The organism is Klebsiella sp. K-3, assembly GCF_051207495.1.
Lineage (GTDB): Bacteria > Pseudomonadota > Gammaproteobacteria > Enterobacterales > Enterobacteriaceae > Klebsiella > Klebsiella aerogenes.
In genome coordinates, this window is record NZ_JBPNXF010000018.1 from 24,355 (window position 1) to 37,603 (window position 13,249).

The window sequence follows — 13,249 nt, forward strand, 5'->3', positions numbered from 1 at the left end:
GTTACGTCGGGCCTGATTAACCCGTTCCGCTATGCGGAGCGGGTTTTTTTATCTCACGGCGCGTTCAGCGGCCTGTAGACGGGCATTTTCCAGCAGGCGGATAATCAGAGCAATCGCGCCGCTGCTCACCGCCAGAATCACCACGCCATTCCAGCCAGCCAGCACGTACAGTTTACTTCCCAGCACCGATCCCAGAGCCATACCGATGAAGACCACGGTAAACAGCAAGGCGTTAAGCCTGCCGCGGGCCTGTGGCTCCAGGCTGTAAACCAGATTTTGATGCGCTACCAGGCTTGATTGCAGACCAAGGTCAAAACCGATAGCCGATAACGCAATCAGCGCCAGTTGGCCGTGTACCGGCAGGGCGGGCAGTAGCAACATCAGGGCAAAGGAGACGGTGACTAACGCCGCGCCGAGCTGGGTAACTCTCCCCGCGCCAACTTTATCCGCCAGTCCTCCTGCCAGCGGTGCCGCCAGGGCGCCTGCCGCGCCAGCGATACCGAAGCCGCCGGCGACCGCGCTACCCATCTGAAAATGTTCGGCGAGCATCACCGCCAGCGTCGACCAGAACGCGCTAAAGGCGATAGACAAAAAGCCCTGGGCGAATGCCGCGCGGCGCAGCGCGGGATAGCGCTGCCACAAATGGGCCATTGACTTCATCAACTGCGGATAACTGAGGGTAGAGTGGATCTCAAAACGCGGCAGAACACGCCACATTAACAGGCCGATGAAGGCGATACTGACTGCCGCAGCCTGGTACATGACCCGCCAGCCAAATAGCGCGCCGACCAGCCCGCTGACGGTACGCGAAAGCAGGATCCCGAGCAGCAGGCCGGTCATCACCGTACCGACCATTTTCCCCTGTTTGCCCGCCGGCGCCAGAATCGCCGCCGCCGGGACAATATCCTGCGCCATGGTCGCCGCCATGCCGATCAGCAGGCTGACGACCAGCAGCGAGGTAAGCTGACCGGTCAGGCTGCAGAGTAGCAACAGCGCCGCCAGCACGGCGCTTTTCAGCAGGATAAGCGTTCTGCGATCGTGGCGGTCGCCGAGCGGCAGCAGAAATAATATTCCCAATGCATAGCCTGCCTGAGTCAACGTGGGCACCAGCCCCATTCCCTCTACGCTGAGATGCAGGTTGGCGCCGATTAACGGCAGCAGCGGTTGGGCGTAGTAGATGGATGCGACGCTAAAGCCTGCGCCGAGCGCGAGAATAAAAATAACCCATCCGGCCTGGCGGGTGGATAAAGGAAGCGGTGTCATGGTAATGCCCTCGTAAATGCGTTGGCGCTATTGTTCCCCGAAGCGGACTGGCGCGGAAGATAGGGTAGTGGTAAAACGGTTATACGTAGCACGTATAGGCAAAATATAAATGAATAAACAAGAGCGTATAGATCGGATTGAGCTGATGCGGACGTTTATTCGCATCGTCGAAGCGGGTTCGCTCTCGGCGGCAGCTCTCCAGATGAGTACGACACAGGCGACCGTTAGCCGACGCTTGCAGTCGCTGGAGACGTTACTTGGCGCAAGGCTTATTCTGCGCACGACCCATGCGATGAAACTGACCGATGACGGCGAGCGTTGCTATCAACATGCGCGACGGCTGGTGGAGAGTTGGCTGGCGCTGGAAGATGATCTACGCATCGAGGAAGACCGACCGGTTGGCGTGCTGCGGGTGCGGGCGCCGCACGCGTTTGGCCAACAGCAATTGCTGGGCCCGCTGGTGAGTTTTCTGCAGCGATATCCTGAGCTCTCCGTTGAGTGGATGCTGAATGATAAAACCGTCGACTTTCTGAGCGATAATATTGATTGCGCGATCCGCGTCGGTGCGGAGGTCGATCCGGCAACGGTATCGGTACTATTGGCTGTGGTTCCCCGGAGCCTGGTGGTTGCGCCTGAGCTATTGGCGCGCCACCCGGAACTCAGCGAACCTCAGACGCTCTCCACGCTGCCCTGGGTCGCTATCAGCACTTTTTACCAGCATGAAGTCACGCTACAGCATCAGGTGGGCGGGCAGTTGATGAGCTTCCCGATTGTCCCTTGTCTGAGTACGGATAGCGTCTACGTTGCGCGTAACACCGCGCTGGCGGGGTTGGGGGCGGCTATTGTTTCCAGTTGGGCGGTGGAGGAGGATATTGCGGCAGGCCGGCTGATTGAGCCGTTTGCGCAGTGGCGGGCTTCGCCGCTGCCGGTGCATCTGGTTTACCCCTGGGCGCGCTATTATCCGACGCGGCTACGCAAGTTTCTCGATTTGATGCGCGAGGTAATGCCGCAGGTGGCGGGGATGCAGCGTCCGGACGAGAAGAAATAAAAAAACCGGCCAGTTGGCCGGTTTTTTAGTGGTGCACCGTTACTCTACAGGTTGCGGCCGAGTCGCTTCCGCCGTGGCCTGATGAGTGGCGCTATGGCCGCCTGCAGACCCTTTACCCTCAAAGGCAAACGGAGGACGAACCCAATCGCTTTGGCGCGGTGCTTCCGGCACGTATTCCGGAGCCGGGGCGCGGGTCATCGGCGCGGTCGCGTGGCGAGTCGCAGTGGATGTCGGTTGCGCTTTCACCACTGGCGCGGCGTTGACGACCGGTGTCGGTTCAACAACCGGCGCGGCTTCTTCAACGGCGGCAACGGTGGTTTCTTCGACAACAGCGGTTTCTTCTGCGACGGTTTCTTCAGTAGCCGGAGCAGGAGTCGTCTCAGTTTCTTCGGCTACCGTCTCTGCTGGTTCACTGATCTCTGCCTGCGGCACAACGTTTTCCGCAACAGCCGCAGTCTCTTCAACCACCGCCGTTTCTTCGACGACCGGCGCTTGAGCTACAGTCGCTTCTGGGGTCGGTTCGTTGGCCACTGCCGGTGCGGCAGTTTCAGCCGCGACGGTTTCCGCAACGACAACCGGAGCGATAGTCTCCGCGACGACTGGCGTAATGATAGGCTCAACGCTGGCGGTTTCTTGTACCGGTAACTCTTCCTGCTGCTGATCCTGCACGCGAGCAATCGGATAACGGATCCACGCTTTACCAGATGCCAGCTCAGGCGATGCGCAGGCGATAGCCAACGGCATCGGCGACTGGGTCGGATAACGCTCATCGCGGTAACGGCGACGACGCTGACCGCTTACGCGCAGGTGACGCGGAGAGCGACGTGAACGGCGAGGCATACCGTTAGATTCACGAGCGTCGCCGTTTTCATCCTGCTCAGCGGCAGTTTCAACGACGGCCGGCAGATCGACTTTTGCCAGTTCAGTACGCGGCGTAGTAGATTCCGGCTGCTGCTCGGCTACGGTTTCGATAACCTGCTCGGTTTCCACGGACTCAAAGCGGATTTTCTGCGCCAGCTGACGCGGCTTACGACGCGGCATGCTCTGAACGCGTTCTTCCTGCTCGGTTTCCTGCTGGACTACCGGTTCTTCACGGGTCTGAGCTTTCGCTTCCTGCTGTGCCTGGCGCTTGTCATCATTACGACGACGGTTGCGTTCACGGCGCGGTTGCTGCTGCTCATCACGTGATTTGCCGGTATCAGCCTCATTGCCTGCGGTTTGACGAGATTCGCGCTGTTCAACGTTCTGCGGTTGTTTCTCACGGCGATTACGGCGGTTTTCCTCACGAGACTCACGAGAGTCGCGACCTTCAGCGTTTTCTCCACGGTTATCGCGATTGTCACGATTATCGCGGCTATCGCGGTTATCACGACGGTCATTGCGATCGCGGCGATTATTAGAACGCGGTTTACGACGCTCTTGCTGACGTTCCGGTTTCTCTTCTGTTTTTTGCTCAGTCTTGACTTCCGCCGGTTTGGCTTCTTCTGCGCCAGCAAAAATGTTTTTCAATGCGCCAAAGAAGCGGGACAGCAGGCCAGGTTGGGCAGGCGTTGCTACTTTTGCGGCTGGAGCGGCGGCGGCTTTCGCTGCGACCGGGGCGGCTGAGGTTTCTTCCTGTACCGGTACTGGCGGCGCATCCGGCATCACGAAAGCGGCCAGCGCAGGTTCCTCACGGCGTTTACGCTCAGCAGGTTCCTCGTCGGACGGCATCGCCATCTCTTCTTCGTGCAGTTTCGGCAGCAAATAGCTCAGGGTTGAGGTCTCTTCGCCTTTACGCACGCGCAGTACGGAGTAGTGCGGGGTTTGCATCTCGTCGTTCGGGACGATGATGACGCGAATGTCGCTCTGACGGGTTTCAATCGCGCTGACTGCGGCACGTTTTTCGTTAAGCAGATAAGACGCAATGGGGACCGGAACGATCGCGTGGACTTCTTTGGTGTTCTCTTTCAGCGCTTCTTCTTCAATCAGACGCAGGATAGAGAGCGACAGCGATTCGTTGTCACGCACGGTACCGGTGCCGCTACAGCGTGGGCACACGTGGTGGCTGGATTCACCCAGTGACGGGCTCAGACGCTGGCGGGACATCTCCAGCAGGCCGAAGCGCGAGATATGGCTGATCTGGATACGCGCGCGGTCCTGGCGGACGGCTTCACGCAGGCGGTTTTCAACTGCGCGCTGGTGGCGTACCGGGGTCATATCGATGAAGTCGATAACGATTAGGCCGCCAAGGTCGCGCAGACGCAGCTGGCGCGCGATTTCGTCAGCCGCTTCGAGGTTAGTATTGAACGCCGTTTCTTCGATATCGCCGCCGCGGGTCGCGCGAGCGGAGTTGATGTCGATAGCGGTCAGCGCTTCGGTACTATCAATAACGATAGAACCACCGGATGGCAGGCGAACTTCACGCTGGAACGCGGATTCAATCTGGGATTCAATCTGGTAGTGGCTGAACAGCGGGATTTCACCGGTGTACAATTTGATTTTGCTGCTGAAATCCGGACGACCGAGGGCGGCGATATGCTGGCGCGCCAGCTCAAGCACTTTCGGGTTATCGATCAGGATTTCGCCGATGTCCTGGCGCAGGTAGTCGCGGAAGGCACGTACGATAACGTTACTTTCCTGGTGGATCAGGAATGGAGCAGGGCGGCTCTCCGCGGCTTTCTGAATCGCTTCCCAGTGCTTCAGGCGGAAGCTCAGATCCCACTGCAGCGCTTCAGCGGATTTGCCGACGCCCGCGGTACGTACGATAAGACCCATGCCGTCCGGCAACTGCAGGCTCGCCAGCGCTTCTTTCAGCTCGGTACGATCGTCACCTTCGATACGGCGTGAAATACCGCCGGCGCGAGGGTTATTCGGCATCAGTACCAGGTAGCTGCCTGCCAGGCTGATAAAGGTGGTCAGCGCAGCGCCTTTATTACCGCGCTCTTCTTTATCAATCTGAACAATGACTTCCTGACCTTCGCGCAGAACGTCCTTAATGTTAGGGCGGCCATGAGAGCTGTAATTGGCTGGGAAGTATTCGCGGGCAATTTCTTTGAGGGGGAGGAAACCATGACGCTCAGCGCCGTAATCGACAAACGCGGCTTCAAGGCTAGGTTCAATACGTGTGATTTTGCCTTTGTAGATGTTCGCTTTTTTCTGCTCGTGCCCGGGGCTTTCGATATCCAGGTCGTACAGGCGCTGCCCATCAACAAGAGCGACGCGCAACTCTTCCTGCTGAGTTGCGTTGATTAACATTCTTTTCATCGTAACTTACTCATTATTCTTACATTGACGACTAAGCTACGGGCAGAGTAACGCCTTACCGGGTGAAAACCGATGGCCTCGAGTCTGGTTCACGTCGCCAACCTCACGGTTGTCGCGCGCTTAAGAGGCGCAGAGTGTCGGTCGCCTGTGTTTCAAACGGAAACACAGCGCAATTATTCAGGGGAACAGCCTGGGATGTATCACCAGAGAATATTCCATTTATACACTTCATCCTTTAAGTGATTTCGCGTTGGCCGCGCTTGTTCACTTCAATCGATTGCTTGTACAACCGACTGAAGATTCTCTCTTTTGCAGCCTTGACGCACCTCAAACGATGTTGCGTATATTCTCATCGTCTCTCACGTCGCAGGGGTAATGGCTTAACCTGTTCACCTCAATCGGAGGATTCAGATGAACTCCCGGTAGTCCCGGAGTCGTCGCCGTCCTGCCACGCAAAAATCTTATAGAGCCTGTGCCGGTAAGGACTGCAACCCGCAGCCCGCTAACTGTCTGAAAGATCAATACGTCTTACGCCATTGCTGCGTGGATGATCGGTCAGACAAAATTGGTCATTCCGCTAATTTCTTGTTCTAACAAGTGTCAACACGGAAAACAGCCTCATTATTCCATTGCTAACCTTGTTATAGCAAGTTCACTTTTACCTTTTATCACCGGGTTACTCACAGTTTTTTCACCAGCGTCTACAGATTGTTCTAATAACAAACAAAACGCCGATGAAGCATGCGATGAAATCCGGATACTGATAAATATAAGCATATAAAAATGAGTGGCGCTAATGCCCTCGGCTATTTAGAATCGCCGACCATGAAAACTGAGACTCCAACCGTAAAAATGGTTGCCATTTCCGCCGATGAAGCGGGGCAACGTATCGACAACTTTTTGCGTACGCAACTTAAGGGCGTACCGAAGAGCATGATTTATCGCATCCTGCGTAAAGGCGAGGTGCGGGTAAACAAAAAACGCGTCAAGCCGGAATATAAACTGGAAGATGGCGATGAAGTGCGTATCCCGCCAGTGCGTGTCGCCGAGCGCGAAGAAGAGGCCGTTTCGCCGCACCTGCAAAAAGTGGCGGCGCTGTCGGATGTGATTCTCTATGAAGACGATCATATCCTGGTGCTGAATAAACCTTCCGGCACCGCAGTGCACGGCGGTAGCGGTCTGAGCTTCGGCGTGATTGAAGGGCTGCGCGCGCTGCGCCCGGAGGCTCGTTTCCTTGAACTGGTTCACCGTCTCGATCGCGATACTTCCGGCGTGCTGTTGGTGGCGAAAAAACGTTCGGCGCTTCGTTCGCTCCACGAGCAGCTGCGTGAGAAAGGGATGCAGAAGGATTATCTGGCGCTGGTGCGCGGTCAGTGGCAGTCGCACACGAAGGTGGTACAAGCGCCTCTGCTGAAAAATATTCTGCAGAGCGGCGAGCGTATCGTGCGCGTGAGCCAGGAAGGTAAGCCCTCCGAAACGCGCTTTAAAGTAGAAGAGCGTTACGCATTTGCCACGCTGGTGCGCTGTAGTCCGGTTACCGGGCGTACGCACCAGATTCGCGTTCATACGCAGTATGCGGGACATCCGATTGCTTTTGACGATCGCTATGGCGATCGCGAGTTTGACAAGCAGCTTTCAGGGACTGGCTTAAACCGCCTGTTTTTGCATGCGGCGGCGTTGAAATTCACCCATCCTGGCACCGGAGAGGTGATGCGTATTGAAGCGCCGTTGGATAACCAACTGAAGCACTGCTTACAGGTTTTACGTAATAGCAAATAGGTAAAGCGGCGGATTTATACTCCGCCGCTTTCTTTTCTGACTAACTGAGTAACGGGTTGTAGCCTTCCCGGCGCAACATCTGGCATAGCGCTATTAGCGGTAACCCAACCAGCGAATTAGGGTCGCGTCCTTCCAGTCGTTCAAATAGCGTAATACCTAATCCTTCGCTTTTAAAACTCCCGGCGCACTGCAGAGGGTTCTCTTTACGGATATAGGCCTCGATCTCCTGATCGCTTAAATGCCGAAAATGGACGTCGAAAGGTTCGCATTCCGTTTGCAGGTGTCCGTTGGCGGAATTATAGAGCGCCAGTCCGGTATAAAAAGTGACAATCGTGCCGCTGGCTTTGCGTAGCTGACGGTGGGCGTTTTCTTCAGTGTGTGGTTTACCGGTAATTTCGCCGTCTAAGACGCAAACCTGATCGGAACCTATAATAAGGTGCTGAGGGAAGCGGGATGCCAGCGCCTGGGCTTTGGCTTGCGCCAGACGCACAACCAACTGGCGGGCGGATTCGCCGGGCAGAGGCGTTTCATCAACCTCAGGCGCTGCGCATTCGAACGGCAGCGAGAGTTTTTCCAGCAGCATCCGCCGCCACGGCGAGGTTGAGGCCAGGAGAAGATTAGACATATTTTTTCATCCACATATAGCGCTTCGCAGAGCATCATTTTAAACTATGCGCCGCAATGTGTGCGAATAAATGGCAAAAGGCAACCTGAGGCTGCCTTTTTCTTTGACTCTATGACATTACAAAGTTAATATGCGCGCCCTATGCAAAAGGTAAAATTACCCCTGACTCTCGATCCGGTTCGCACGGCTCAAAAACGCCTTGATTACGAGGGTATCTACGCCCGTGATCAGGTTGGCCGTGTCGCCGATTCAGTCGTCAGCGTGGACAGTGATGTGGAATGCAGCATGTCGTTCGCTATCGATAACCAGCGTCTCGCCGTTATTACCGGTGATGCGAAGGTATCGGTAACCCTCGAATGTCAGCGTTGCGGGAAACCGTTCCCTCATCATGTTCACACAACGTATTGTTTCAGCCCTGTCAGAAATGACGAACAGGCAGAAGCACTACCGGAAGCGTATGAGCCGATTGAGGTTAACGAATTCGGTGAAATCGATCTGCAGGCGATGGTTGAGGATGAAATCATTCTTTCCTTGCCGGTAGTTCCGGTGCATGATTCTGAACACTGTGAAGTGTCCGACGCGGACATGGTCTTTGGCGAACTGCCTGAAGAGGCACAAAAACCAAACCCATTTGCCGTATTAGCCAGCTTAAAGCATAAGTAATTGAGGAGTAAGGTCCATGGCCGTACAACAGAATAAACCAACCCGTTCCAAACGTGGCATGCGTCGTTCCCATGACGCTCTGACCGCAGTCACCAGCCTGTCTGTAGACAAAACTTCTGGTGAGAAACACCTGCGTCACCACATCACTGCCGACGGTTTCTACCGCGGTCGCAAGGTAATCGCTAAGTAATCACGCCTTACTCCGTGGATTTCACGTTGCAAGAAAACGTAATTAACGTCCTTGTAACGTGAAAGACAAGAGTAAAAGCGTGGTGAAGCTTAGTGAGGATCTCCCCAGGTAACTGGGGAATAACCGAACCGGGCAGCGACGATACCTTGACACGTCTAACCCTGGCGTTAGATGTCATGGGGGGCGATTTTGGCCCATCCGTGACAGTGCCTGCAGCACTGCAGGCACTGAACTCTAATTCGCAACTCACACTTCTTTTAGTCGGCGACCCCGACGCCATCACGCCATTACTTGCCAAAGCTGATTTCGAACAACGTTCGCGATTGCAGATTATTCCTGCACAGTCAGTTATTGCCAGTGATGCGCGGCCCGCTCAGGCTATCCGCAATAGTCGCGGTAGCTCGATGCGTCTGGCGCTGGAGCTGGTAAAAGAAGGCCGGGCCGAGGCCTGTGTTAGCGCGGGAAATACCGGCGCGCTGATGGGACTGGCGAAATTATTGCTCAAACCCATTGAGGGAATTGAGCGCCCGGCGCTGGTGACGGTGCTACCGCATCAGCAAAAGGGCAAAACGGTGGTGCTGGATTTAGGCGCCAACGTCGATTGTGATAGCACGATGCTGGTACAGTTCGCGGTGATGGGCGCGGTGTTAGCTGAAGAAGTCGTAGGGATTAAAAATCCACGCATTGCGCTGTTGAATATCGGCGAAGAAGAGATGAAAGGTCTCAATAGCATCCGTGATGCGTCGGCGATTCTCAAAAAGCTGCCGTCCTTCAACTATATTGGTTACCTTGAAGCTAACGAGTTGCTGACGGGTAAAACGGATGTTCTGGTTTGTGATGGATTCACGGGCAACGTCACATTAAAGACGATGGAAGGTGTTGTCAGAATGTTCCTTTCGCTGCTGAAATCACAGGGAGAGGGAAAAAAACGGTCGTGGTGGCTGATTTTATTAAAGCGTTGGTTACAAAAAAGCCTGAGCAGGCGATTCAGTCACCTCAACCCCGACCAGTATAATGGCGCCTGTCTGTTAGGATTGCGCGGTTCTGTGATCAAAAGTCATGGCGCTGCCAACCAGCGCGCATTTTGCGTCGCAATAGAGCAGGCAGTGCAGGCGGTGCAGCGGCAGGTTCCACAGCGGATCGCCGCTCGCCTGGAATCGTTATACCCAGCAGGCTTTGAACTGCCAGGGAGCAGCAGCGGTAACGGGAATGCCCGACGGCACAACGGGACCAACGGATACGACTGACGCCCTGCGGTTTGAACAACGCGGGTATATTACCCAAGAGTGACTGAGCGTACATGTATACAAAGATTATTGGCACCGGCAGCTATCTGCCTGAGCAAGTGCGTACTAACGCCGACCTGGAAAAAATGGTTGAAACGACTGACGAGTGGATTGTCACGCGTACAGGTATTCGTGAACGCCGTATTGCCGCAGCGAACGAAACAGTTGCTACGATGGGCTTCGAAGCCGCAAAGAAAGCGCTTGAAATGGCGAATGTCAACCCGGAGCAAATTGGTCTGATCGTTGTTGCGACCACCTCGGGCACTCATGCCTTCCCGAGCTCTGCGTGCCAGATTCAATCTATGCTGGGCGTAAAAGGTTGCCCGGCGTTCGACGTCGCAGCCGCCTGCGCGGGCTTTACCTATGCCCTGAGCATCGCCGATCAGTACGTGAAAAACGGCGCCGTTGATTATGCGCTGGTGATCGGCGCTGACGTGCTGGCGCGCACCTGCGATCCAACCGATCGCGGTACGATCATTATCTTCGGTGACGGCGCGGGCGCGGTAGTGCTCGGCGCTTCTGAAGAGCCGGGGATTATCTCCACGCATCTGCATGCCGATGGCCGCTACGGCGACCTGTTAACGCTGCCGAACGCCGATCGCGTTGAGCCGGAAAACCCGATTTATCTGACGATGGCCGGTAACGAAGTGTTTAAAGTTGCGGTCACCGAACTGGCGCATATCGTTGACGAGACGCTGGCGGCCAACAACCTTGAGCGCTCGGCGCTGGATTGGCTGGTGCCGCATCAGGCTAACCTGCGTATCATCAGCGCGACGGCGAAAAAGCTGGGAATGTCGATGGATAATGTGGTGGTCACGCTCGATCGTCACGGTAATACTTCCGCGGCCTCGGTTCCTTGCGCGCTCGATGAAGCCGTTCGCGATGGCCGTATTCAACGCGGTCAGTTGATTCTGCTGGAAGCCTTCGGTGGTGGTTTCACCTGGGGTTCCGCGCTGGTTCGTTTTTAGTATAAGGATTTAAACATGACGCAATTTGCTTTTGTGTTCCCGGGACAGGGCTCTCAGGCTGTCGGTATGCTGGCAGATATGGCCGCGACCTGGCCAGTTATTGAAGAGACCTTCGGCGAAGCTTCCGCAGCGTTGGGTTACGATCTGTGGGCGCTTGCCCAACAGGGCCCGGCAGAAGAACTGAACAAAACCTGGCAAACGCAACCGGCGCTGCTGACCGCGTCCGTCGCGTTATATCGCGTATGGCAGCAGCAGGGCGGTAAAGCGCCGGCGCTGTTAGCCGGTCATAGCCTGGGCGAATACTCTGCGCTGGTCTGCGCAGGCGTTATCAATTTCGCTGATGCTGTTCGTCTGGTTGAACTGCGTGGTAAATTCATGCAGGAAGCGGTACCGGAAGGTACCGGCGCAATGTCTGCAATTATTGGCCTTGACGACGCGTCCATCGCTAAAGCTTGTGAAGAATCTGCGCAAGGGCAGGTGGTTTCGCCAGTGAACTACAATTCACCGGGCCAGGTGGTTATCGCCGGGCACAAAGAAGCCGTTGAACGCGCGGGCGCCGCGTGTAAAGCCGCAGGCGCCAAACGCGCGCTGCCGCTGCCGGTCAGCGTACCTTCGCACTGCGCGCTGATGAAACCTGCCGCTGAAAAACTGGCGGTAGAGCTGCAGAAAATCACTTTTAACGCGCCGACCGTTGCGGTTGTGAACAACGTCGACGTGAAGTGCGAAACCGCGCCGGACGCTATCCGCGACGCGCTGATTCGCCAGCTGTACAGCCCGGTGCAGTGGACTAAGACCGTTGAGTTTATGGCATCTCAGGGCGTCGAGCACCTGTATGAAATGGGCCCGGGTAAAGTCCTCACCGGCCTGACCAAACGTATTGTTGACACCCTGACTGCTTCTGCGCTCAACGAGCCGGCTGCGATGTCTGCGGCGCTTGAGCAATAAAAGAGGAATACCATGAGTTTTGAAGGAAAAATCGCGCTGGTTACCGGCGCGAGCCGCGGTATCGGCCGCGCTATCGCTGAAACCCTCGCCGCGCGCGGCGCGAAAGTTATCGGTACTGCCACCAGCGAAAGCGGCGCGCAGGCAATCAGCGACTATTTAGGCGCCAACGGTAAAGGTCTGATGTTGAATGTGACCGACCCGGCATCTATTGAATCTGTTCTGGAAAATGTTCGCGCAGAGTTTGGCGAAGTTGACATCCTGGTCAATAATGCCGGGATTACTCGTGATAACCTGTTAATGCGAATGAAAGATGATGAGTGGAACGATATTATCGAAACCAACCTGTCATCGGTATTCCGTCTGTCAAAAGCGGTAATGCGCGCTATGATGAAAAAGCGTCATGGACGTATTATCACTATCGGTTCTGTGGTTGGTACCATGGGAAATGCTGGTCAGGCTAACTACGCTGCGGCGAAAGCGGGTCTGATCGGTTTCAGTAAGTCACTGGCACGTGAAGTTGCGTCTCGCGGTATTACTGTAAACGTTGTTGCTCCGGGCTTTATTGAAACGGACATGACGCGTGCGCTGACCGATGAGCAGCGTGCGGGTACGCTGGCGGCAGTTCCTGCGGGGCGCCTTGGCTCCCCAAATGAAATCGCCAGCGCGGTTGCATTCTTAGCCTCTGACGAAGCGGGTTACATCACTGGTGAAACCCTGCACGTCAATGGCGGAATGTATATGGTCTGACCGAGATTTGCGCAAAATGTTCAGGAAGCGCGCAGTCTGCACGCTTGCGGGTACTGTTTTGTGCGAAATCATTTGCGTTATTAGGGCAAACAGCCGCAAAATAGCGTAAAATCGTGGTAAGACCTGCCGGGATTTAGTTGCAAATTTTTCAACATTTTATACACTACGAAAACCATCGCGAAAGCGAGTTTTGATAGGAAATTTAAGAGTATGAGCACTATCGAAGAACGCGTTAAGAAAATTATCGGCGAACAGCTGGGCGTTAAGCAGGAAGAAGTTACCAACAATGCTTCCTTCGTTGAAGACCTGGGCGCTGATTCTCTTGACACCGTTGAGCTGGTAATGGCTCTGGAAGAAGAGTTTGATACTGAGATTCCGGACGAAGAAGCTGAGAAAATCACCACCGTTCAGGCTGCCATTGATTACATCAACGGTCACCAGGCGTAAGTGAACATCTCCAGGCGGTCATTCGACCGCCTGAGTTTTATCTTT

General features: G+C 55.3%; 12 protein-coding genes. 9 read left to right on the forward strand and 3 right to left on the reverse strand.

The genetic code is table 11. From position 1 onward, the window contains the following. Positions 1-48: 48 nt before the first annotated feature. Positions 49-1,263 (reverse strand): MFS transporter, encoded by a 1,215-nt coding sequence (locus ACSEMK_RS22655; protein WP_430915491.1) that lies wholly within the window; start codon positions 1,261-1,263, stop codon positions 49-51. Positions 1,264-1,372: 109 nt separating this feature from the next. On the opposite strand from ACSEMK_RS22655, the gene ACSEMK_RS22660 reads away from it, so the two are divergent. Beyond that, positions 1,373-2,311, forward strand: coding sequence for a LysR family transcriptional regulator (locus ACSEMK_RS22660; RefSeq protein ID WP_430915492.1), 939 nt, complete (start codon positions 1,373-1,375; stop codon positions 2,309-2,311). A 39-nt stretch (positions 2,312-2,350) separates the two neighbouring features. Here the strand turns inward: ACSEMK_RS22660 and rne are convergent, their stop codons facing one another. Beyond that, a complete protein-coding gene (gene rne / locus ACSEMK_RS22665) occupies positions 2,351-5,554 on the reverse strand; it encodes a ribonuclease E (protein WP_430915493.1) in 3,204 nt (1,067 codons plus the stop codon). Positions 5,555-6,379: 825 nt separating this feature from the next. Between rne and rluC the strand changes: the two genes are divergently transcribed. Beyond that, on the forward strand, positions 6,380-7,333 hold the full coding sequence (gene rluC / locus ACSEMK_RS22670; protein WP_072205245.1) for a 23S rRNA pseudouridine(955/2504/2580) synthase RluC: 954 nt from the start codon (positions 6,380-6,382) through the stop codon (positions 7,331-7,333). A 40-nt stretch (positions 7,334-7,373) separates the two neighbouring features. On the opposite strand, the gene ACSEMK_RS22675 is transcribed toward rluC, so the two are convergent. Next, positions 7,374-7,958, reverse strand: coding sequence for a Maf family protein (locus tag ACSEMK_RS22675; protein ID WP_087858005.1), 585 nt, complete (start codon positions 7,956-7,958; stop codon positions 7,374-7,376). A 141-nt stretch (positions 7,959-8,099) separates the two neighbouring features. Here ACSEMK_RS22675 and yceD point away from each other — a divergent pair, with 141 nt between their 5' ends. The 7 genes from yceD (at position 8,100) to acpP (ending at position 13,204) form a co-directional block, all read left to right on the forward strand. Continuing rightward, positions 8,100-8,621 (forward strand): 23S rRNA accumulation protein YceD, encoded by a 522-nt coding sequence (gene yceD / locus ACSEMK_RS22680; RefSeq protein ID WP_015705036.1) that lies wholly within the window; start codon positions 8,100-8,102, stop codon positions 8,619-8,621. A gap of 16 nt (positions 8,622-8,637) precedes the next feature. Continuing rightward, complete coding sequence (gene rpmF / locus ACSEMK_RS22685; protein ID WP_000290724.1) at positions 8,638-8,811, forward strand: 50S ribosomal protein L32; 174 nt, start codon at positions 8,638-8,640, stop codon at positions 8,809-8,811. A 146-nt stretch (positions 8,812-8,957) separates the two neighbouring features. Further along, positions 8,958-10,058 (forward strand): phosphate acyltransferase PlsX, encoded by a 1,101-nt coding sequence (gene plsX / locus ACSEMK_RS22690; protein ID WP_087858004.1) that lies wholly within the window; start codon positions 8,958-8,960, stop codon positions 10,056-10,058. 53 nt (positions 10,059-10,111) lie between these two features. Further along, the gene (locus ACSEMK_RS22695) at positions 10,112-11,065 is read left to right on the forward strand and encodes a beta-ketoacyl-ACP synthase III (protein ID WP_045393676.1); all 954 of its coding nucleotides are present in this window, start codon (positions 10,112-10,114) and stop codon (positions 11,063-11,065) included. 15 nt (positions 11,066-11,080) lie between these two features. Next, complete coding sequence (fabD, locus tag ACSEMK_RS22700; RefSeq protein ID WP_087858003.1) at positions 11,081-12,010, forward strand: ACP S-malonyltransferase; 930 nt, start codon at positions 11,081-11,083, stop codon at positions 12,008-12,010. 12 nt (positions 12,011-12,022) lie between these two features. Then, positions 12,023-12,757: a 3-oxoacyl-ACP reductase FabG gene (gene fabG / locus ACSEMK_RS22705; RefSeq protein WP_015367190.1), complete on the forward strand. Its 735-nt coding sequence runs from the start codon at positions 12,023-12,025 to the stop codon at positions 12,755-12,757. 210 nt (positions 12,758-12,967) lie between these two features. After that, entirely contained in the window at positions 12,968-13,204 is a 237-nt protein-coding gene (gene acpP, locus ACSEMK_RS22710; protein WP_000103754.1) for an acyl carrier protein, read from the forward strand. The last annotated feature ends 45 nt before the right edge of the window (positions 13,205-13,249 follow it).